Source organism: Kangiella koreensis DSM 16069 (assembly GCF_000024085.1).
Classification (GTDB): domain Bacteria; phylum Pseudomonadota; class Gammaproteobacteria; order Enterobacterales; family Kangiellaceae; genus Kangiella; species Kangiella koreensis.
Map to the genome: position 1 here is coordinate 1,454,294 of NC_013166.1, position 19,894 is coordinate 1,474,187.

20 protein-coding genes are annotated in these 19,894 nt (G+C 43.1%); 8 read left to right on the forward strand and 12 right to left on the reverse strand.

The annotated features are described in order from the left end of the window. Positions 1 to 47 precede the first annotated feature (47 nt). The 8 genes from KKOR_RS06785 (at position 48) to KKOR_RS06820 (ending at position 8,470) form a co-directional block, all read left to right on the forward strand. Positions 48 to 521 carry an arsenate reductase ArsC gene (locus KKOR_RS06785; protein WP_012801287.1) on the forward strand — a complete coding sequence of 158 codons (474 nt, stop codon included), beginning with the start codon at positions 48 to 50 and terminating at the stop codon, positions 519 to 521. After that, complete coding sequence (arsB, locus tag KKOR_RS06790; RefSeq protein ID WP_012801288.1) at positions 521 to 1,540, forward strand: ACR3 family arsenite efflux transporter; 1,020 nt, start codon at positions 521 to 523, stop codon at positions 1,538 to 1,540. The genes KKOR_RS06785 and arsB overlap by 1 nt, the downstream gene beginning before the upstream one ends. A 458-nt stretch (positions 1,541 to 1,998) precedes the next feature. Continuing rightward, positions 1,999 to 2,289, forward strand: coding sequence for a hypothetical protein (locus tag KKOR_RS06795; RefSeq protein ID WP_012801289.1), 291 nt, complete (start codon positions 1,999 to 2,001; stop codon positions 2,287 to 2,289). Positions 2,290 to 2,316: 27 nt separating this feature from the next. Beyond that, the gene (locus KKOR_RS06800) at positions 2,317 to 3,063 is read left to right on the forward strand and encodes an endonuclease/exonuclease/phosphatase family protein (RefSeq protein ID WP_012801290.1); all 747 of its coding nucleotides are present in this window, start codon (positions 2,317 to 2,319) and stop codon (positions 3,061 to 3,063) included. Between the two features lie 19 nt (positions 3,064 to 3,082). Next, a complete protein-coding gene (locus tag KKOR_RS06805; protein ID WP_012801291.1) occupies positions 3,083 to 4,597 on the forward strand; it encodes a thymidine phosphorylase family protein in 1,515 nt (504 codons plus the stop codon). Next, positions 4,594 to 5,478, forward strand: a complete 885-nt coding sequence (locus tag KKOR_RS06810; RefSeq protein ID WP_012801292.1) for a ribose-phosphate diphosphokinase — start codon at positions 4,594 to 4,596, stop codon at positions 5,476 to 5,478. Before KKOR_RS06805 ends, KKOR_RS06810 begins: the two co-directional genes overlap by 4 nt. Positions 5,479 to 5,496: 18 nt before the next feature. Continuing rightward, positions 5,497 to 7,092: a Na/Pi cotransporter family protein gene (locus tag KKOR_RS06815; RefSeq protein WP_012801293.1), complete on the forward strand. Its 1,596-nt coding sequence runs from the start codon at positions 5,497 to 5,499 to the stop codon at positions 7,090 to 7,092. Next, entirely contained in the window at positions 7,082 to 8,470 is a 1,389-nt protein-coding gene (locus tag KKOR_RS06820; protein ID WP_012801294.1) for an MBL fold metallo-hydrolase RNA specificity domain-containing protein, read from the forward strand. The genes KKOR_RS06815 and KKOR_RS06820 overlap by 11 nt, the downstream gene beginning before the upstream one ends. Before the next feature lie 39 nt (positions 8,471 to 8,509). On the opposite strand, the gene KKOR_RS06825 is transcribed toward KKOR_RS06820, so the two are convergent. The 12 genes from KKOR_RS06825 to KKOR_RS06880 all read right to left on the reverse strand — a co-directional run bounded on the left by KKOR_RS06825 (position 8,510) and on the right by KKOR_RS06880 (position 19,703). Beyond that, a complete protein-coding gene (locus tag KKOR_RS06825) occupies positions 8,510 to 9,292 on the reverse strand; it encodes a class I SAM-dependent methyltransferase (protein ID WP_012801295.1) in 783 nt (260 codons plus the stop codon). Positions 9,293 to 9,407: 115 nt separating this feature from the next. Continuing rightward, entirely contained in the window at positions 9,408 to 10,841 is a 1,434-nt protein-coding gene (locus tag KKOR_RS06830; RefSeq protein WP_012801296.1) for an NAD-dependent succinate-semialdehyde dehydrogenase, read from the reverse strand. Positions 10,842 to 10,974: 133 nt separating this feature from the next. Further along, on the reverse strand, positions 10,975 to 12,741 hold the full coding sequence (gene argS / locus KKOR_RS06835) for an arginine--tRNA ligase (protein ID WP_012801297.1): 1,767 nt from the start codon (positions 12,739 to 12,741) through the stop codon (positions 10,975 to 10,977). A 95-nt stretch (positions 12,742 to 12,836) separates the two neighbouring features. Beyond that, the gene (locus KKOR_RS06840) at positions 12,837 to 13,325 is read right to left on the reverse strand and encodes a low molecular weight protein-tyrosine-phosphatase (protein ID WP_012801298.1); all 489 of its coding nucleotides are present in this window, start codon (positions 13,323 to 13,325) and stop codon (positions 12,837 to 12,839) included. Between the two features lie 29 nt (positions 13,326 to 13,354). Continuing rightward, positions 13,355 to 14,125 (reverse strand): 3-deoxy-manno-octulosonate cytidylyltransferase, encoded by a 771-nt coding sequence (gene kdsB, locus KKOR_RS06845; RefSeq protein WP_012801299.1) that lies wholly within the window; start codon positions 14,123 to 14,125, stop codon positions 13,355 to 13,357. Further along, the gene (locus KKOR_RS06850; RefSeq protein WP_012801300.1) at positions 14,115 to 14,300 is read right to left on the reverse strand and encodes a Trm112 family protein; all 186 of its coding nucleotides are present in this window, start codon (positions 14,298 to 14,300) and stop codon (positions 14,115 to 14,117) included. The genes kdsB and KKOR_RS06850 overlap by 11 nt, the downstream gene beginning before the upstream one ends. Next, positions 14,290 to 15,255 carry a tetraacyldisaccharide 4'-kinase gene (gene lpxK / locus KKOR_RS06855; protein WP_012801301.1) on the reverse strand — a complete coding sequence of 322 codons (966 nt, stop codon included), beginning with the start codon at positions 15,253 to 15,255 and terminating at the stop codon, positions 14,290 to 14,292. The genes KKOR_RS06850 and lpxK overlap by 11 nt, the downstream gene beginning before the upstream one ends. A 23-nt stretch (positions 15,256 to 15,278) precedes the next feature. Beyond that, positions 15,279 to 17,027 carry a lipid A export permease/ATP-binding protein MsbA gene (gene msbA / locus KKOR_RS06860; protein WP_012801302.1) on the reverse strand — a complete coding sequence of 583 codons (1,749 nt, stop codon included), beginning with the start codon at positions 17,025 to 17,027 and terminating at the stop codon, positions 15,279 to 15,281. Between the two features lie 7 nt (positions 17,028 to 17,034). Next, entirely contained in the window at positions 17,035 to 17,457 is a 423-nt protein-coding gene (locus tag KKOR_RS06865; protein ID WP_012801303.1) for an ExbD/TolR family protein, read from the reverse strand. A 30-nt stretch (positions 17,458 to 17,487) separates the two neighbouring features. Then, positions 17,488 to 18,141, reverse strand: a complete 654-nt coding sequence (locus KKOR_RS06870) for a MotA/TolQ/ExbB proton channel family protein (RefSeq protein ID WP_012801304.1) — start codon at positions 18,139 to 18,141, stop codon at positions 17,488 to 17,490. 513 nt (positions 18,142 to 18,654) lie between these two features. Further along, a complete protein-coding gene (locus tag KKOR_RS06875; RefSeq protein ID WP_012801305.1) occupies positions 18,655 to 19,134 on the reverse strand; it encodes an Sbal_3080 family lipoprotein in 480 nt (159 codons plus the stop codon). 155 nt (positions 19,135 to 19,289) lie between these two features. Beyond that, entirely contained in the window at positions 19,290 to 19,703 is a 414-nt protein-coding gene (locus tag KKOR_RS06880; RefSeq protein WP_012801306.1) for a hypothetical protein, read from the reverse strand. Positions 19,704 to 19,894 lie beyond the last annotated feature (191 nt).

The following is a 19,894-nucleotide window of genomic DNA, read 5'->3' on the forward strand; positions in this document are numbered from 1 at the left end:
AATAAGTTATCTAACCATCTTGAATCTATTTCTATAAGGTTATGGCCATGAAACTACTCTTTATTTGTACCCATAACGCCTGTCGAAGCGTGCTTGGGGAAGTCATTGCTCGAACTGTGGGCGAAGGTCGACTTGAGACAGCCAGCGCCGGAAGCGCCCCGCGCGGTGTTGTCCACCCTCTTACCTTGAAATACCTGGCCAAACATGGCTACAGCACTGACGGATTAACCAGCCAGAGCTGGGATGAGTTGAGCGATTTTGAACCGGATGTGGTGATTACTGTGTGTGACAGTGCTGCTGGCGAGTCCTGTCCGGTGTGGATGGGGAAAACCCTGAAAGTGCACTGGGGATTGCCCGATCCATCAAAAGGTCATAGCTCCGAAGATGATGAAGCCAAAGCTTTTGCGCATGTGATCAACGTCATCGAAAAACGCATTGCTGCGCTTCTGGAGAAAGATTTTGAGCAGATGGATGCTGACCAACTTAAAACTGAACTGCAACAACTTGGGGAGTTATTTTAATGGGTGTTTTTGAACGATTTTTATCGCTATGGGTAGCCTTATGTATTGTCGTTGGTGTGGTGTTAGGTAATGTATTGCCTGACGTGTTTAGCTACATCGCTAAACTGGAATATGCCCACGTCAATTTATTGGTGGCAGTACTCATCTGGTTGATGATTTTCCCGATGATGGTTCAAGTTGATTTTAAGTCGATTAAAGATGTCGGTAAAAAGCCTAAGGGTTTGGTTTTAACCCTGGTTATCAACTGGTTGATTAAGCCTTTCACCATGGCGGCACTTGGTGTCCTGTTCTTTAAATTCTTTTTTGCTGACTTAGTTGATCCACAAACCGCCAATGAGTATATCGCAGGTATGATTTTGTTGGGTGTTGCGCCCTGTACCGCGATGGTGTTTGTGTGGAGTCACTTAACCAAAGGAGATGCTAATTACACTTTAGTACAAGTCTCCATCAATGACGTCATCATGGTTTTTGCCTTTGCGCCTTTAGCGGCCTTTTTACTGGGCATAACCGATATTACCGTGCCATGGGAAACCTTATTATTGTCAGTTGTTCTGTATGTACTGTTACCACTGATCGCTGGCGCTATTACACGCAATGCTTTAGACAAAAAAGATGATCATCATCGCCTTAACGCCTTTCTTGCCAAGTCAAAACCATGGTCAATATTAGGTCTGTTGCTAACGATTATTTTACTGTTCGCATTTCAGGCCGAAAAAATTCTCGAAAAGCCTCTGGACATTGGTTTAATTGCGATACCATTACTGATACAGACTTACGGTATTTTCATCATCGCTTATGCGGCAGCTAAATTTATGAAGTTACCGCATAATGTGGCTGCTCCAGCATGCATGATTGGCACCTCAAATTTCTTTGAGCTGGCTGTTGCTGTAGCCATTTCATTATTTGGTTTGCATTCCGGTGCTGCCCTGGCAACCGTAGTTGGTGTTTTAGTTGAAGTTCCAGTGATGTTATCGCTGGTCGCTTTTGCCAATAGAACCAAGCACTGGTTTAAGGGTTAGATTATTACCTTGGGGACAACTCATGAGTTGTCCCAGCTTTATTCATAAATATGTCCATTCTTGCCGTAGACAGGTCCTTTTGCTTGCCCTTTTGAATAAAGATCTTTAAGAGCAGATCCTGAATCAAGTTCAGGATGACAATCCTCTGGTTAGGAGTTCCTGTTTTAAGTAAATCTTATTAATTTCGTAGGTGCAGACTTAACTTTACCGTAAAGCCCCCTTAATTAGCACCACACCAGATCCCATGTCACCTAAACTGTGACCAAAGGGAATACCTTTAGGTAATTCAGGATCTGCTCTTAGCTCTTGTTAACCTGCTATAAGCTCCCTCCCGCCCCGATCAAATACCTGAATTTCCTCTCCATTCCTTGACAAAAATCAAGCAGTTAAACTTTTAATATGATATACCTAGTATGTGTTTAAAACCCTTAACTTATGGAAATAAAGGAGTTTGCATCATGAATGAAGAAGAATTGAAATCTGAAGCCAAAAAACTGTATGAGAAGCTTAAAACTCAACGTGACGAACTGAAAGTGCAGGCACATCTTGCTAAGGCTGAGCTTAGAGATAAGTGGAATAAAACTGAGCATGACTGGGAGCGTTTTGAAGCCAAAGCTAAGACTATTGGTAAGGGTGCTCAGAAGGCTTCTGAGGATGTAGGCAAGGGTTTTACTTTATTGGGACATCAGTTACAAGAAGCCTACAAGGATTTAAAACAAGGATTCAAATCCAGCGATCTTACAGATTAATCTTATCCCTAAGCTGGAAGCCTCAGGATGAAACTTAAGGTCATTACCTACAACATTCATCGCGCGATTGGCGTTGACCGCAGGTTTCGTCCTGAGCGTATTGTTGAGATTCTAGAGAGCTACGATGCGGACATTATCGCTTTGCAGGAAGTGGATGATGGAGTGCCCCGCTCTCGCGAATTGAATTTAGCGAAAGAGCTGGCTGAAGCACTTGATTTCCCCTACTACGTTTTAGGAAAAAATGTCAGCTTGAAAAAAGGCCATTATGGTAATGCTACCTTGAGTCGTTATCCGATTGTTCGAGAACGCAATATAGATCTAACGATTGATAATAAAAAACGGCGTGGCTGTCAGCATACCACTATTGATATTCCTTCAAGTCCTTCTAAAGAGGTTCACCTTGAGGTTTTTAATCTGCATTTAGGGCTGTCCGCTAAAGAGCGTGATAAGCAAATTCAAAAGCTGCTTCATTCGTCTGAATATAACAAACTGAACGAAGACAGTAATAAATTAATTATTGGTGATTTTAATGACTGGCGTTCTTTGTTGCGTAAGCCTTTGACCGAAGAAGCGGGTTTTCTATGCGCTACAGATAGACGTTATAAAAATAAAGTGTCCGCACTTAAAACCTACCCTTCTTTTTCGCCTCGCGGCGGGCTTGATCGCATTTTTTATCAGGGTGATTTAAAACTTAAAAATGTTTTCTTATGCCGAAAAAAATTATCCAAAGTGGCTAGCGATCATAAGCCAGTCATTGCAGAGTTTAAGTTATAACAATTGAGAACAAACTGGTATGGATAAAACTGAATCAATACTTCCTGTGGCTTTGCGGCTAGGGATCAACTCACGTCACGAACCATTAATTTTCTTGCGTTCTGACTCTCCTGTTGCCCGCTCAGAAGGCTTTGAAAGCATGTCTCGAGTGAAAGTTGAAGTCAATAATAAAACTATAATTGCAACCTTATTAATCGTCTATAGCGATCTCATTAAACCCGGATTTGCAGGTCTTTCTGAAACTGCTTGGAAGCGCTTAAACATTACCGAGGGTCAACGAATAAAACTTTCTCATGCCCCTCAAGTTGACTCGCTTGCCTATATTCGTGCTAAAGCTTTTGGTCATGAATTGAACAAGCATCAGTTACAGGAAATCATGCGCGATATCGTTGAGGGTCATTACATGGATGTGCATTTAGCGGCATTCATTACTGCCTGCGCTAATAACAATATGAGCCACGAGGAAATTCTCTATTTAACTGAGGCAATGGTTGACGCTGGCGAAACTCTGACCTGGCCGGGAGATAAAATCGTTGATAAACATTGTGTAGGAGGTTTGCCGGGAAATCGCACCTCTCCTATCGTAGTATCTATTCTGGCGGCAAAAGGTTTGACGATTCCTAAAACGTCTTCGCGCGCGATCACTTCACCAGCTGGTACTGCGGATGTCATGGAGACCATGACGAAAGTTGATTTAACTTTTGAACAATTGAAACAAGTTGTTGAGCAACATAACGGCTGTCTTGCCTGGGGCGGTTCAGTAAGTTTAAGTCCTGCTGATGATATTTTGATCAGTGTTGAAAAAGCATTGGATATAGATTTTGAAGGACAACTTATTGCTTCTATTTTATCGAAAAAAATTGCTGCCGGATCAAAGTATGTACTGATTGATATTCCTGTCGGTCCAACTGCAAAGCTGCGCAGCAAAGAGAGTGCTCAGGCACTTGCCAAACAGTTAAAAGCCACTGGCGATGAGATGGGCTTAAAAGTTAAAGTGGTGTTAACCGACGGCTCACAACCTGTAGGTTACGGTATTGGTCCAGCGCTAGAAGCATGGGATGTTATTGGTGTATTGAAGAATTTAAACTCCGCCCCGCAAGACTTAAAAGAACGTTCGGTACTTCTTGCCGGAGAGTTGCTGGAACATGCTGAAGTGGTTAAACCGGGCGAAGGACTAAAGGAAGCGCAGCGCGTTATAGAGTCAGGTGAGGCCTGGGATAAGTTTACGCAAATCTGTGAAGCTCAAGGAGGCTTTACAGAGCCACCTGTTGGCTGTTGCAAGATGAATGTAAATGCATATAAAACCGGTTATATTCGACGTATTAACAATCGGCTACTGGGTCGTCTTGCGAAGCTTGCAGGGGCACCGGCAGATCATGCATCCGGAGTCTATATGGAAGCCAAAGTTGGCGACTTTATAACCGAGGGCTCGACATTACTGGCCATTCATTCTGAGGCACCCGGTGAGCTGGAATATGCGCTAGAATTTTATAACACACACAAAGAAATGATTATCATCGAGGAAGAATTATGAGCACGCTATTTTTTGACCTCTCACAAAACTTGAATTTATCAGCCCCTGTATGTGAGAAAATCGGTGCCACAATGGGTAAGCTGACTATGCATTATTTCCCCGATGGAGAGAGCAACGTTCAGTTACTTAGTCCCTGTAAGGATCAGACAGTAGTAGTATTAGCCGATTTATCGCATCCGAACAGTAAAGTATTACCGTTGCTATTTGTGCTTCGGATGATTAAGGAGCAGTCGCCAAAGAAGATTGTGCTCATTGCACCCTATCTTCCCTATATGCGCCAAGATGCAGTGTTCCATGAAGGGGAATCGATTCTTGCGCGCCATTTTGCAGAGATTCTTTCAGAAAACCTCGATGCATTGATTACTGTTGACCCACATTTGCACCGCTTCTTCAGTCTGGATCAATTTTATCCTATTCGCACTTATCTTGCTCATACCACCAGTCCAATTGCGCAATGGATTAAAACTCATGTGAGCGAGCCTGTTATAGTCGGTCCTGACAGCGAAAGCCGTCAATGGGTTGAAGCAATCGCCGGCGAAATTCATGTTCCATTTTTAGTTGCTAACAAAGTACGTCATGGTGATAAGGATGTAGAAATCACTGTTAAAGGGTTAGAGGAGTTCAAGGATAAAACAGTAGTAATCGTTGACGATATAGTGTCAACCGGACATACCATTCTCGAAATTACGAAACACCTTGAAGACTCTGGCGTTAACAATATAGTTTGCGTCGCAACGCATGCCATATTTAATGAAAACGCTTACGGAAAGCTGGCTCATTCACACATAAGCCAGATTGTAAGTTGCAACACGATTCCTCACGTCAGTAATGCCGTCGATGTTTCAGATAGCATCGCCGAAAGCTTTAAGCTGGTGAAGTAATAGTTTAGGACACAGTTAATGAATTTAGATTGGCTGAACTTTTTAGCGGGCGTTGGTATCTTCCTATGGGGGATGTCACTGATTGAGTCCAGCCTTTCTAAATTAGCCTCTGGTAAACTTAATCACTACCTCTCCTCCTGGACTAAAAGCACTTTTTCAGCCATTTTAGTCGGTGCAGCCTGTACCACCGTAGTCCAAAGTAGTTCACTGGTAACTTTAATCGTGCTCGCCTTAGCAAGCTCTAAGCTACTTAATTTAAAGCAGGCTGTTGGGGTTATTTTTGGTGCAAATTTAGGTACAACCGCAACAGGCTGGCTGGTCACATTCCTTGGATTCAAATTCAATCTCGGAGAATTTGCTATCTATTTGATTGGTATTGCTGCGCTTGGTCGGGTATTCCTGGCAAAGAGAACCAATCAGATTGCTCTGTATTCACTCTTTATAAGCATAGGGTTAATTTTATTCAGTTTCGATATTATAAAAACTGGAACCATTGGATTAAGTCAGAATTTCGATATTACTGAAATTCAAAGTCAGTCAACCTTACTTTTTGTTTTAATAGGCCTTATTTTAGCAGCACTGGTTCAATCAAGTTCGGCTGTTATGATGATGACACTGGGTGCTGCTAATGCTGGCCTACTTGACCTGCAAAGCTCTATAGCGGTTGTGATTGGTGCTGATATTGGCACAACCAGTACTGCGATTCTAGGCAGTGTTAAAGGCGCTAAGATAAAAAAACAACTTGCTCTTGCTCACCTGCTCTTTAATTTTGCCATAGCGATTATTGGCTTCTTTATGTTACTTCCCTTTATAGAAGCTATTTTCAAATTCCTTAAGATCCACGACCTGCTGATAAGTATCGTTACTTTCCATAGCTTGTTAAAACTTATTGGGATTATCCTTTTCTACCCATTCATCAATCGATTTGTTCAGTTCTTATCAACCAAGTTTGAAGATAAGTTGAGTCCAGTTGAAACAAGACTTTCATTAATTCCAACTGATATGCCTCCGGTTGCAATCGAGAGATTTCGCTCAGAAACCATTTCATTTATCAATAGAGTAAGCCAGTTTAATCAGAAGTGTCTGTCAACCGACGTAGTAACCCCAGAGCACTACTCTGAACTAAAAAAGATGGAAGGGTTATTCATTAAACTTTCTCGTCAATTGTCAGAACGCCCATTAACCCAGGAACAAACACAGTCATTGTATAACCTACTGACGGCTATCAGGCATGGTATTTATTCAGCAAAACTGTTGAAAGACTTACTGTTTGATTTAGAGCAACCTGATTTAGCAGAGTCATATCATGACAAGTCAACTTTCCCTATTTTCAACCAGTCTAAAGCATTTTATGAAGACTCTAGAAACCTATTTGATCAGAAAGTTGATCTCAGCTTTGAAGATTTCAACAAGAACTGGTACGAGCAACTCTTCCATGAATTTAAAACAAGTGAAGCGAATTTATTGACCTCACAAATTAGTCATAATATTTCAGTCGATATCATTTCTACATTGTTAAATCTTAACAAATCGCTCTATAAGTCCTGCAAATATTATATGCAGGCGTTAGAATCAATTGATAAAACTATTAAGGAAACCAACCATGAAAATTAAAGTCCATGGCGCAGCGGAAGAAGTAACCGGTTCCTGCATACAGATTACTACTGAACACAGTAATATTATTGTTGATTGCGGCCTTATTCAGGGTGCGCCAAAGCGGGAGGAAAGAAATCGCTCCCCTTTTCCTTTTTCTTTGCGTGAAATTGATGCCGTTATTTTAACTCACGCCCACATCGATCATAGTGGCCGATTACCAGTTCTGGTCAGTCAGGGGTACCAGGGACCGATACACACGCATCAAGCAAACGCTGATTTGCTCGATATTTTGCTCATGGATAGTGCTTATTTACAGGAGAAAGAAGCCGAATGGGCGAACAAGAAACGTGATCGCAAAGGCTTAAAGCTAGTCGATGCGCTTTATACTCAGGATGATGTACCACCAGTTTTATCGCTGTTAAATTTACACCCTTATAACCAATCTGTTGAGATCACAGAAGACATAACCATGATCTTGCACAATGCGGGACACATTCTAGGCTCCGCCCACGTTGAATTATTAGTTAAAGAGAATAGTCATACCAAGCGTATTATTTTAAGTGGCGATATCGGTAATCCAGGTTCACCGATCCAGCGCGATTCGAATATTTTTGGCAAGGCCGATCTAGTTCTCATGGAATCAACCTATGGTAATCGGAATCATCAAAGCTGGGAACAATCTGTCGTTGAACTTAAAGAAGCACTTGAAAAAGCACGGCACGAAGGTGGCAACGTTCTGATCCCCTCTTTTGCGGTAGGTAGAACTCAAGTTTTGCTCTATTATTTTGCAAAATATTATAAGGAATGGCACCTGAACGAGTGGGATATTTACTTAGACTCTCCCATGGCTATTAGGGTAACCAACACTTATGGGAAATACTGGCAACTGTATAAAGAAGAAAGCCAACACCTGTGGTCAGGTGAAACGCTTCACCAGAAACTACCGAATTTAAAATTCACACCAGATACCGAGCAATCTATTGAATTGAACAGTGTAAGAAAAGGCGCCATTATCATTGCTGGTAGTGGCATGATGAATGGTGGTCGAATCAAGCAACACCTCAAGCACAATCTGTGGCGCCCCGAGTGCACTCTGATAGTTGCAGGCTTCCAGCCAGAAGGCACATTGGGCAATCGTATTGTTGAAGGTGCGCCTTACATCAAGTTATGGGGAGAAACAGTCAAGGTTGCGGCAAGCGTCCACACTATTGGTGGCTTCTCTGCTCATGCGGGACAGAAAGATTTACTCAAGTGGTATCAGAAATTCGAAAATTCACCTAGGCTAGTGTTGATACATGGAGCAAAAACAACTATCGAAGAGTTCCATGATTTCATAACGCAGAATGTCGATAGTGAAGTCACCATTGCTAAGCAAGGTGAAGTGATACGAGTTTAGGTTTGAAACTGATTTTTAAGCCAGTCAGCACCCAAGCCTTTAGAAGGCCTGCTTTGAGAGCAACCAACTAGCGCGTGCGACTTCGTTATCCATGTAATGTTGCAAATGCTCATTACGTTGTTCGATAAACTGTTCGAGCTCTCGCTTTATTTCGGGTTGTTTTACTTTCAGCTCATTAACTCTAGTGGTTAATCGTTGAGTATCACGACGATAAATATCAATCAGGATTTTCTGCTCCCAAATTATTTTCCGAGTTGATTGGAGCTTGGACTCTGCAATCACATCATCCATATTTTTGGTAAGCTCTACACCACTGCCAATATTGAAAGAATGACTTTTATAGTCACTTTCAACCAATATAAAACCGTCATCATTAATATGTTTGGACAGGATATCTAGACTTTCAACCCTATCGCCTAAAACATCGGTACAGGCTGGAAAAACGATTACATCGAATAGTTCGGTGTTCTGTTTTAAAAAATCAGCCATATTCTGACGAACAAATTCCGCCTGGCTCTTTACCCGCTGGCTTATTGCATCAATTTTAGCTTGCTGAATAAAATCTTCTACAACATCGACACCAATACCGTGCCAGCCGTAATGTTTAGCAAGGCTAATCAAGGTTACGCCTTTACCACAACATAAATCTAATACTCTTTTGCCGAGCTCGTCTTTTTGCAGCTCATCAATTAGCTGCATCATATAGCCAGTGTTACTGCCTAACTCCGAAAAGTCTTGGTATAAATACGGTAGGAAATCGATCAGCCTATGACTGCCCAATTCTAGAGATTGTTTTACGGATTCAACTTCTTGAAAATTCATAGCTGACTCCTTTTCTTGGAATAATAAGGTACGAACCTAAACCTTTTAACCAGGCTCGCACCTTCTTTGTACTACATTTTCAATGAGTTAGCTAGTACTCTTAACCCATTTTTGGTTATTTTATGCACAAATACTTGATATCCAAATAATCACTAATACCATATTTTGAGCCTTCACGCCCCATTCCGGATTCTTTCACTCCTCCAAATGGCGCCATATGATTGGAAATAATGCCTTCATTAAAGCCTATCATTCCAGATTCAATTTGTTCGCTTAGTCGCTTAATGCGATGCCTGTCATCGGTGTAAACATAAGCCGCCAAACCAGCTTTGGTGGCATTGGCCTGCTCAACCACAGACGCTTCATTGCTGAATGCAATAAATGACAACACTGGGCCAAATATTTCTTCGCAGGCGATATCCATATCAAAGTTTACATTCGTCATAATTGTTGGCTCGAAAATCTGATTATGTTTTTCAGACACCTCGCCACCGACGATAACTTTTGCGCCATCATCTTGTGCAGATTTGACCAGACGTTTCACTTTATCAATGCCCGCTTGATTAATTAATGGCGTGATCGAAACATCCCGCTCAAGACCTGAACCAGTTTTAAGCGCTTCAACTTTCTTAACCAGCTTATCGATCACTTCTTGATAAATGTTCTCATGAATAAAGATTCGGTTTGCACAGACGCAGGTTTGTCCTGAGTTTCTAAACTTACTGGCCATTATGCCATCAACTGCAGCATCAATATCGGCATCATCGAACACAATAAATGGCGCATTACCACCAAGCTCCATAGTCACGCGCTGAACATTTTGCGCAGCCTGACTCATGAGAATCTTGCCGACTTTGGTCGAGCCAGTAAAAGAAATTTTACGCACGTTAAAACTTGAAGTTAAGGCTTCACCAATCACGCTGGCTTCACTGGTAGGAACTAGATTAATAACACCGTCAGGAATTCCCGCCTGTTGTGCTAACTCTGCCATAGCAAGCGCCGATAACGGTGTTTCAGCCGCCGGCTTGATGACCACAGTACAACCGGCAGCCAAAGCAGGTGCCACTTTGCGTGCGATCATAGCTTGGGGGAAATTCCAGGGAGTGATAATACCGACAACGCCAACCGGTTGCTTTATGGCATGGATCTGTTTGTTGCCATCAGGGGAAGGAATGATATCGCCATTAATACGAAGCGCCTCTTCAGCAAACCACTTAATATAATTGGCACCGTACTGAATTTCGCCTTTGGCTTCTTGAAGTGGCTTACCCTGCTCAGTAGTTAGTATCTCAGCAAGGTCATCAAGATGCTCAACAATCAGTTGATACCAGGTGAGGAGTTTATCAGAGCGTTCTTGAGCGGGAGTTTTGCTCCATGATTTGAAGGCTTGGTGTGCGGCATTAATGGCTTCGTGAGCTTCTTTTTCGCCGCAATCAGATACTTCGACAATCAGCTCTTGCGCAAAAGGGTCATCAACACGAAATCGTTTGTCGGTTTTAACCCATTGTCCATTAATAAAGGCACGAGATTTTAATAATGATTCGTTCATAACACTCCAAAAAAAATGGCTCCATATGGAGCCATATTAACGAAGCTTTATGATTAATCAAAGTGGCACTGTATAACAGCGTGAAGAGTTCGAGGTTTAAACTCCATCAAGACTTAGACCCGAACGATTATCGCTACATACGCTCTAGCGTTTCGATGCCTAGTAGATTTAACCCCATCTCAAGTTGAGCCAAGCAAATCTGACTTAAACGTAATAAACTGGCCTGACGTGCTTTGTCGGGTTCATTCATAATATGCTGCTTCTGATAGAAGGAGCTGAACTGCTGCGCTAAATTATATAGGTGTTCACATAAATAATGCGGCGCACGCTTATCAACGGTCTTATCAAGCGCCACAGGAAAATCAAGCAAACCAAAGGTTAAGTCGTATTCGTTTTCGCTGGTTGGCATCAGTTCACCAGGCTTAGCACCCGCCTCTTCTGCTTTGCGTAGAATAGATTTAATACGCGCAACCTGCATTAAAAGATAAGGGCCTGTTTTACCTTCGAACTCGCTGAATTTTTCTAAATCGAAAATATAATCTTTAATACGGAAGTTTCTTAAGTCCGCAAACTTCAAAGTAGAAATCGCTACTTTATGGGCAATTTCTTCTTTTTCATCTTCATCAAACTCTGTACCGAAGTTACTGGCCGCTAATTTTTTGCGCGCTTCTTCTTTAGCCATTTGAATCAGATCATGTAGCTTCATTACGCCACCGGAACGAGTCTTAAATGGCTTTCCATCCTTGCCATTAACCGTTCCAAAATAAGTATGCTCGTAAGCCGTATTCGCATTCATGCCCATTAAATCTGCGGCAGCAAATACTTGCTTGAAATGCTGTTGTTGACGACCGTCGACAACGTATAAAACCAAGTTGGCATGATCGTTGTACACACGCTCATACAAAGTTGCTAAGTCGGTTGTACCATACATCACTGCGCCATCAGATTTACGCAAAATCAGCGGCGGCATAATGGCTTCATCTTGATCATCTTTAAACGGCACAATTAATGCACCCTGATCACGAACGGCTAAACCTTTGTCTTCGAGTTGTTGAATGACTTTGGCAATAAATGGATCAGCATCACTTTCACCTTTCCATAAATCAAAGCTCACACCCAGCTCGCCATAGTCACGCTTAAGCGTTGCCACAGAGACATCGACGAAATGTTTCCATAAAGCACGATAGCCAGCTCGACCATTTTGAAGTTCAAGCGTTGCCTGACGTGCTTTTTCAGCTACAGCTTCATCTGATTTACATAAACCAGACTCTTGCGGATAAATTTCTTCTAAATCTTGAATAGTAACCGGAGATTCTTCAGGGTATGGGCCACTAAAATCAGCATCAAAATAAACCAGATCAGTTTGACGCTTTTTCAGGCCTTCGATCAACATGCCCATTTGCGTGCCCCAATCGCCTAAATGCGCATCGGAGACGACCTGATAGCCTTTAAAGCGGAAAATACGCTGTAATGAGTCGCCAATAATTGCGGTACGCAAATGTCCTACGTGCATCGACTTAGCAACGTTTGGGCCACCAAAGTCGATCATTACCTTGCAGTCAGACTTATCTTCATAACTGCCGAAGGTTTCATCAGAACCGTATGACTCGAGTGTTTGTGCTAATGACTCAGCATTAACGAAGACGTTAATAAAGCCCGGACGAACAACGTCTAGCTTTTCAATCAGAGAATTGTCCGATAAGGCTGCAACCACTTTTTCAGCCGTCACAAACGGATTACCTGCACCTAACTTTGCAGCGGCCATTGCACCGTTACATTGATAATGGCCCAGATCAGGGCGATTCGAGCGCTGAACATTACCCAGCTCTCGCGGCAGTTCAAGGCTTTCAAATGCGTCAGCAAATAATTGGCTTAGTTGGTGTTCGATAGATACAAGCATGTCGGTTACAGATCGTTGAAAAATTGGCGCTATTATACCTGCTTGAGCAGTGTATGCCACGGTTTAGGGTAAGAAACTTGGCGGATAAAAAAAGTCTACTTGTTGTGTATGCGTCGCAACTCTTCAATCAAGCCATCGCTAGCGGCTTCAATAAGCTGGATAACCTCAACAAAGCCTTGCTTGCCACCATAGTATGGATCGGGAACTTCTCGCTTAGGCAGATCAGGCGCATAGTCAGCCAGAAACAGCTTAATCTTGTCATGATATTCAGGATCTGGTGCAAGATCTTTCAAGTTGTAATAATTGGAGTCATCCATCGCTACTATCAGGTCAAACTCATGAAAATCCACATCTCGAACCTGACGTGAGCGAATAAAGGACAGATCATAACCGGCCTTCTTTGCTTCTTCCTGAGCTCTTGGGTCGGGAGTTTCGTCCACATGATGAGCACTGGTTCCGGCCGAATCGACAAATACCAGCTCTCCTAATTCGGTTTGGCTAAGCTTATGTTTGAAAATGCCTTCTGCGGTTGGGGAACGACAAATATTACCTAAACACACGAATAACACTGAAAATCTTGGCATGAAAAATTGTTTTCCCTTAAAAGAAATGATTATAGGCGATGCTTACGATAGAACTGCTCAGCAGCTTCCAAGTCTGCTTGGGTATCAACCCCAAGTCCTGGCGCTTCACTGGCCTGCTCCACATGAATTGAATAGCCATGAGCTAAGACACGAAGCTGCTCTAAAGATTCCATCCGCTCAATCATGGCTGGTGACATTTTGACATACTCTGCCAAAAAGCCAGCACGATAAGCGTAAATGCCGATGTGGCGCTGACAGTGCTCAATGTCTTGGACACGCTGTTCTTCGAAAGCTCCTCGCTGCCATGGAATCGGCGCACGGGAGAAATACAGTGCTTTGCCCTGCTCATCCGCAACCACTTTGACTACATTGGAATTGAAAACCTCTCCTGACTCGGTGATAGGAGTGGAGAGTGTCGCCATTGGAAAGGCTGTGTGTTGATGAAGGTTTTCTGCAACCTGGCGAATATTTTCTGGCGAAATAAAAGGCTCATCACCCTGCACGTTCACCACAATCATTTCTGGCTTGAGCAGTAATTTTTCGCACACTTCAGCCAGGCGATCACTACCAGAAACATGATCCTCGCGAGTCATGCACACATCGCCACCAAATAACTTTACGGCTTCTTCAACACGTTCGTCATCGGTTGCCACAACCACCTGTTTGGCATCAGCCATCAACGCCCTTTCGTAGACATGCTGAATCATTGGCTTGCCGCCAATCATTGCCAATGGCTTACCTGGCAGTCGAGTTGATGCGTAACGCGCCGGTATGACGACGATAAAATCCTTAAAGTGCATCGAGTTCCTCGCTTGAGACCGTGCGTGCTTCCTCTTCCAGCATCACTGGAATATCGTCTCTGATCGGGTACGCCAGTTTGTCGAATCGACAAATAAGCTCGTTGTTGTCTTTCTTGTACACCAGATCACCCTTGCAAACTGGGCAAACTAAAACATCTAAAAGTTTATGATTCATGCGTTATGGCCTTAATTTGTTCCATTAGCGACTGCAAAAACGGTTTAGACAGTTTAGCGCTAACCGGTAAAAAATAAAAACGCTCATCCGCGAAAGATAGGCATTTCACAGCATCCTTTTCAGTCATCAGGATGCTGCCTGAAAAAGACTCAAAGTCCTGCTTCAAGAACTGATAATGGTCGGGGAAAGATTGGCGCTTGAACTGATAGCCTAAGCCATCAAGAGTCTTGAAGAATCGTTCAGGGTTACCAATGGCTGCAACAGCAGTTATTGGTTCTTTAATGGCATCCTGGTGATGATTAATCGCTTGAATCGGATCCGGCTCTAACACCATGTCTTGACCATTAACAATAATATGATCAGCCTGCTTCAGGCGAGATTTTGGTTCGCGCAAGGGCCCAAAGGGCATCAGCCAACCATTACCTAATTGCCTGTTTCCATCAACCACCACAATTTCAATGTCACGTTGCAATGCGTAGTGCTGCAGCCCATCGTCACAAATAATAATATCGCAACCCATTGCCTCAAGCTCTTTCGCACCGCGTGCGCGGACTGGATCAACCACAACAGGAGTCTTTGTTCTACGATAGATTAGAAAAGGTTCATCGCCAGACTCAGAAGCAGACGTCGATTGGGTTAGGCTTAATGGGTAGTGTTCGGAGTGACCGCCATAACCACGGCTGATTAACCCTGGTTTGTAGCCCTGACTTGTAAGCAGTTCAATCAGGTAAATCGCTAAAGGAGTTTTGCCAGTGCCACCAACCGAAATATTACCGATAACAATAACTGGGGTTTTAAGCTTGGTCGATTTGAAAATACCAATGCGGTAAAAGGAACGGCGCAACCAAACGATTAGTTTTAACAATAAATGAAATGGCCAGAACACCCAAAGCCACCAGACAGTTTTGCGGTACCACAATGACTCAAAAAACTGTTGGCTTTTTGAAATGGCCATGCCCTATCCTATTTAGTCACTACTTATTCGCTGAATTGCATTTGATACAGGCGAGTGTATTCACCATTTTTATCCAGCAATTCCTGATGACTTCCTGACTCAATAATAACACCGTCTTTGAGCACTAAAATTCGATCAGCACTTTCAATGGTGGATAATCGGTGCGCTACGACCACAGTGGTGCGATCTTTCATCAGCTCTTCAAGCGCTTCTTGGATATAACGCTCAGACTCAGTATCAAGTGCTGAGGTCGCCTCGTCGAGAATTAAAATCGGTGCATCTTTAAGCATGGCTCTAGCAATTGCAATGCGCTGACGCTGACCACCTGATAACATGACACCATTGTCACCAACCGTGGTATCCAAGCCTTCCGGCAGCTTTTCGATAAACTCCCACGCATGAGCATTTTTAGCGGCTTTAATGATGTCTTCATCGGACACTTCATCCATACGACCATAAGCAATGTTATGGCGAATAGTATCGTTAAACAGCACTACACTTTGTGACACGATGGCGATCTGTTTGCGTAACGAATCCAACGTCAGTTCTTTAACCGGAACACCATCAACTAATAACTCACCGTCATTAATGTTATAAAGACGCTGTATCAAACTAGCAATAGTGCTTTTACCACTACCCGACTTACCGACTAAGGCAATCGATTGTCCTGCCGGTACGCTGAATGAAATATTATTGAGAACGGGCTCATTGGGTTTATAACCAAAGGTAACGTCTTTAAATTCAATTGAGCCGTCTGCATCTTCAATCACTCGGGTGCCTTCGTCAGGCTCATTAGGCAAGTCTAAAATATCAAACACACTTTGTGCACCAGCGATGCCGCGTTGCAAATGGGTGTTAACGTTGCTGACTTCTTTTAACGGTCGCAGAATCATCGCCATCAAAGTAATAAAAGAAATCAACTCGCCTTCTGAAATACGCTTATCAAGCATTTCAAGACTGCCGAAATACATAATGGCGGCGAAGCCAATACCAGCGATAACTTGTATGACTGGCGAAGCAATGCCCTTAGTTGCAATCAGTTTCATATCCTGCTGGCGATTGCGGTTGGCCTGCTTATTAAAGTTCTTAATTTCGCGCTCAGTACCACCGAAAATCTTAATAACCTGATTGGCTTTAATAGACTCTTCCGCCGCGCGAGTGACGTCGCCCACAACATTCTGAATGCTACTACTGACCTTCTTCAATCGACGCGCACTGACTTTGATAACCCAGCCAACGACTGGCACCAGAATGAACAAGAATAACGTCAGACGCCAACTGGTCAGTGCCATAAAGGTGATGATAAAGATGATGGTGCCGCCAGCACGCAACGCTGAAGTAATTGCATCAGAACTGGCTACAGCAACCTGCTCGGTATTAAAGGTCAGGGTTGATAATAAATTGCCAGGCGCGCGCTTAGAAAAGAATTCAGTTGGCTGACGCACAAAGTGCTCATAAAGCTGTTCGCGCAGAGTTTGTACTACTTTGCGACCGACCCAGCCCATGCAGTAGACGGAAACGAAGTTGAAAATCCCGCGCAAGACAATCGCGCCCATAATAAACAGCGGGGTTTTGACCAGAAGGAAATAGCTGTCGCGTGCTCGAATACCATCATCAATCAGGTATTTAATCGAGTTAACAAAATAGGTTTCAACCAGCGCAAAGAGAATGTTCGCGACCACACCAACGATAAATACCGTTTTGTATTTTTTGGTGAAGCCTAACAGGCGTTTATAAATTTCCCAGCCTGTGTAATTTTTTGGTTCAGTCATGAGTCGACTAGTCTTGAATATCCGATTTAGGTTGTTGCGTAGCCAGTGTCAGGTTATTAAAACCTACTTGCCCTGCTGCGTCCATAACGCTGACCACCGCCTGATAAGGCGCTTGGGCGTCTGCGTTAATGACTAACGGCGTTGCAGGATCACTGGCTACCTGCTTAATGGCGTCCTTTATAGTCGCTAGCTGTCGATTAATCAAGCCCTCTCCATTAACAAAAACCTCGCCATCTTTATTGATGCTGATTTCGATGGACTCAGGCAGCTTTTCAGCCATTTCGCCATTGGCTTCCGGTAAATCCAGAGTGATTTTGGTTTCTTTCTTGAAGCTGGTCGAGATCATAAAGAAAATCAGCAACAAAAACACCACATCAATCAGCGGTGTCAGGTTCAGTTGCAACTCTTCTTTTTTCTTGTTTCGCCACATATCAGTTATAAAGCCTGTTCGTTACTAGAGTTAGTTACCGGTGAAGATTTCACGTTCGCCATGAAGCACATCAACCATCTTCAAAGCCTCCTGCTCCATCTCACTGACCAACTCTTCAACCCGGCGGCTAAAATGACGGTGCATAACCAAGGTAGGAATCGCCACAGCCATACCCGCAGCAGTCGTGATCAGAGCTTCCGAGATACCGCCCGCCAAAGCATCAGCATTACCAACACCTTCTACGCGAATCACCGTAAACACCCGAATCATACCGATAACAGTACCTAACAAACCCAACAGAGGAGTGACCAGAGCAATCGAGCCCAAAGTATTAAGGAAACGCTCAAGACGCACCACAACCGCGCGCCCTGCTTCATTAATACTCGCTTTCATCGCCGCACGACCGTGTTGATGGTTCAACAGACCCGCCGTTAAAACCTCACCCAACACCGAACTGTTCTTAAGATCGCGCATCTTGGTCTTATCAAACTGACCATTCTTAATCCAGGTCCAAACCTGCGCAACCAAATGCTTCGGCAAAATACGGCTACGTTGCAAGCTCCAAAAACGCTCAACAATGATACCCATAGCAATCAAAGAACACAGCGTAATTGGCACCATCGTCCAACCACCGGTTTTAAGCAGATCAAACAACATGCCGCTTGAGGTAGCAAATAAAGGCATATCTCCCCTCTATATTTGAAAAAGTCTGATAAATCACTGGCTTATCATCATATTATTGCCAGCTTATAGTTTACTTTGGCCAACCGGCCTAATTGATTGAAAAACAAACAATTCTAAAATTAGGAACCGAACCATTTTGCAGTAGACGCCCAGTAAGAGCAAGAGCTAATTAAACCCAACTGTGACGTGGTTAGGGGGAAATGGAAAGCGTGGATTTGTTAAAGGGTTTGTCATTTGACCCACAAGGATGTGGGGAATGCAGTAGCAATTCCTGGAGAATTGCCTGCCTGAATAGTGACCGGAGGAAATACCTTTAGGTAATTCAGGATCTGCTCTTAGGCTTTTCAAGCGGTGCGTCACGACGCACCCTACAAGGTATTACTAACTATCAGACTTGTCATTCTGACGAAAGTCAGAATCTGCTCTTTTCTTTGTAGCCTCGAACAGCGAAAGTGTGTTCGAGGATCTCTATCAAAACCTCTAGTTAGCTAATGCTCGTCGAGGCTTCGCTTGCTATTTTGGCGAGGTCGATGAAGACGAGTTTGCGGCTTTAGTTGCTTGCTCCGGTGTCATTAGACCGAAAAGTGTATCCATCATAAAACCAATTCTCTTGCTTGCGTCACCAAATTTGTTCGGATTAGCGGTGTAAGGTACTTTAAATTTTACTTCACCAACTCTTTGCCCACCTTGATAAGCAGTTATCTCCGCACTCTTTAGATACAATGCCAGATCCCACCCCCAATGACCTTCATATTCGAGGGTTAATTTACTCAGGTCGTGCTTAGACTGATCTGGTACAACAATATAGGAGTAGCTGTGTTCTTGTAACCAAGACTCAATTGTATCTTGGAATCCTGAACGAGTTTCATTGTCCTTAATGACAACTATTTCTGGCTTAATATTGGTCTCGGGTACGGCATTACCCATGTATCTAGGTGCTCCACAACCAACCAATGAAAGAGAAGCTAAAGACAACAGTATAATTTTTTTCATTTTTATGAACTCATAATATTAGTTGGATGCATCATATCAACTTATAAAATGCCACGCTATTATTTAAGGCTTTCTGTGTTGCGCTATAACGCCCGCCATAAAAGGCCGAATGAAACGAGGTCCTGCGACCGAAGGGAGCGTATTTAATGGCTTGGTTATGCATCATTGTTCGAACCATTATCCAAAGTCTCTGCCTGTTGAATTACCTTGTTCAGCTCATCTTCGAAATCACCGCCTCCTTTGATCGTAATACGTTTACCATGTATATCCACAGTAATTTCTTTTGCAGACCTAGACCTCATGTACTCAATCAGTAAAGGGGATAGGTGCTTAAGAAGATAGCCAGCTGAGGTCAACAGCGCAGGAATCGACAGACCTGAAAGTAAGGCATTAGCAAAATCTGCCCCAGCATTATTTGGAACAAACCCAGACCGAACCTTTTTAACCTCTCCGGCTTCGATTTTAGAAACCTCACTGATAAGTCGCTCGACCAAACGCTGCTGTGACTCAGTGTCAGTTTTCTTCCACCGATTCTGGTCATTTATAGATAAAAGGAAATCAGTGTTCATTGTTCATCCTGTATGCATAACATTATTTACCGAGCATCGCCGATAACTTATTAATTTAAATTAGTTATTTTCAATGTCCTTTTTTGGCTAATACCCTATAAAACAGGACATTCTTGTTCTGGTATCTCTTTACCGATAATTGCTATGAGCTTTATAGTTAAAAAGGTAATACCCTATAATAGTTAGGTTTC

Excerpts from the sequence above, each read along its gene's own strand:
- KKOR_RS06785 (WP_012801287.1), top strand. The coding sequence starts at position 48 with ATGAAACTACTCTTTATTTGTACCCATAACGCCTGTCGAAGCGTGCTT.
- arsB (WP_012801288.1), top strand. The coding sequence starts at position 521 with ATGGGTGTTTTTGAACGATTTTTATCGCTATGGGTAGCCTTATGTATT.
- KKOR_RS06795 (WP_012801289.1), top strand. The coding sequence starts at position 1,999 with ATGAATGAAGAAGAATTGAAATCTGAAGCCAAAAAACTGTATGAGAAG.
- KKOR_RS06800 (WP_012801290.1), top strand. The coding sequence starts at position 2,317 with ATGAAACTTAAGGTCATTACCTACAACATTCATCGCGCGATTGGCGTT.
- KKOR_RS06805 (WP_012801291.1), top strand. The coding sequence starts at position 3,083 with ATGGATAAAACTGAATCAATACTTCCTGTGGCTTTGCGGCTAGGGATC.
- KKOR_RS06810 (WP_012801292.1), top strand. The coding sequence starts at position 4,594 with ATGAGCACGCTATTTTTTGACCTCTCACAAAACTTGAATTTATCAGCC.
- KKOR_RS06815 (WP_012801293.1), top strand. The coding sequence starts at position 5,497 with ATGAATTTAGATTGGCTGAACTTTTTAGCGGGCGTTGGTATCTTCCTA.
- KKOR_RS06820 (WP_012801294.1), top strand. The coding sequence starts at position 7,082 with ATGAAAATTAAAGTCCATGGCGCAGCGGAAGAAGTAACCGGTTCCTGC.
- KKOR_RS06825 (WP_012801295.1), bottom strand. The coding sequence starts at position 9,292 with ATGAATTTTCAAGAAGTTGAATCCGTAAAACAATCTCTAGAATTGGGC.
- KKOR_RS06830 (WP_012801296.1), bottom strand. The coding sequence starts at position 10,841 with ATGAACGAATCATTATTAAAATCTCGTGCCTTTATTAATGGACAATGG.
- argS (WP_012801297.1), bottom strand. The coding sequence starts at position 12,741 with ATGCTTGTATCTATCGAACACCAACTAAGCCAATTATTTGCTGACGCA.
- KKOR_RS06840 (WP_012801298.1), bottom strand. The coding sequence starts at position 13,325 with ATGCCAAGATTTTCAGTGTTATTCGTGTGTTTAGGTAATATTTGTCGT.
- kdsB (WP_012801299.1), bottom strand. The coding sequence starts at position 14,125 with ATGCACTTTAAGGATTTTATCGTCGTCATACCGGCGCGTTACGCATCA.
- KKOR_RS06850 (WP_012801300.1), bottom strand. The coding sequence starts at position 14,300 with ATGAATCATAAACTTTTAGATGTTTTAGTTTGCCCAGTTTGCAAGGGT.
- lpxK (WP_012801301.1), bottom strand. The coding sequence starts at position 15,255 with ATGGCCATTTCAAAAAGCCAACAGTTTTTTGAGTCATTGTGGTACCGC.
- msbA (WP_012801302.1), bottom strand. The coding sequence starts at position 17,027 with ATGACTGAACCAAAAAATTACACAGGCTGGGAAATTTATAAACGCCTG.
- KKOR_RS06865 (WP_012801303.1), bottom strand. The coding sequence starts at position 17,457 with ATGTGGCGAAACAAGAAAAAAGAAGAGTTGCAACTGAACCTGACACCG.
- KKOR_RS06870 (WP_012801304.1), bottom strand. The coding sequence starts at position 18,141 with ATGCCTTTATTTGCTACCTCAAGCGGCATGTTGTTTGATCTGCTTAAA.
- KKOR_RS06875 (WP_012801305.1), bottom strand. The coding sequence starts at position 19,134 with ATGAAAAAAATTATACTGTTGTCTTTAGCTTCTCTTTCATTGGTTGGT.
- KKOR_RS06880 (WP_012801306.1), bottom strand. The coding sequence starts at position 19,703 with ATGAACACTGATTTCCTTTTATCTATAAATGACCAGAATCGGTGGAAG.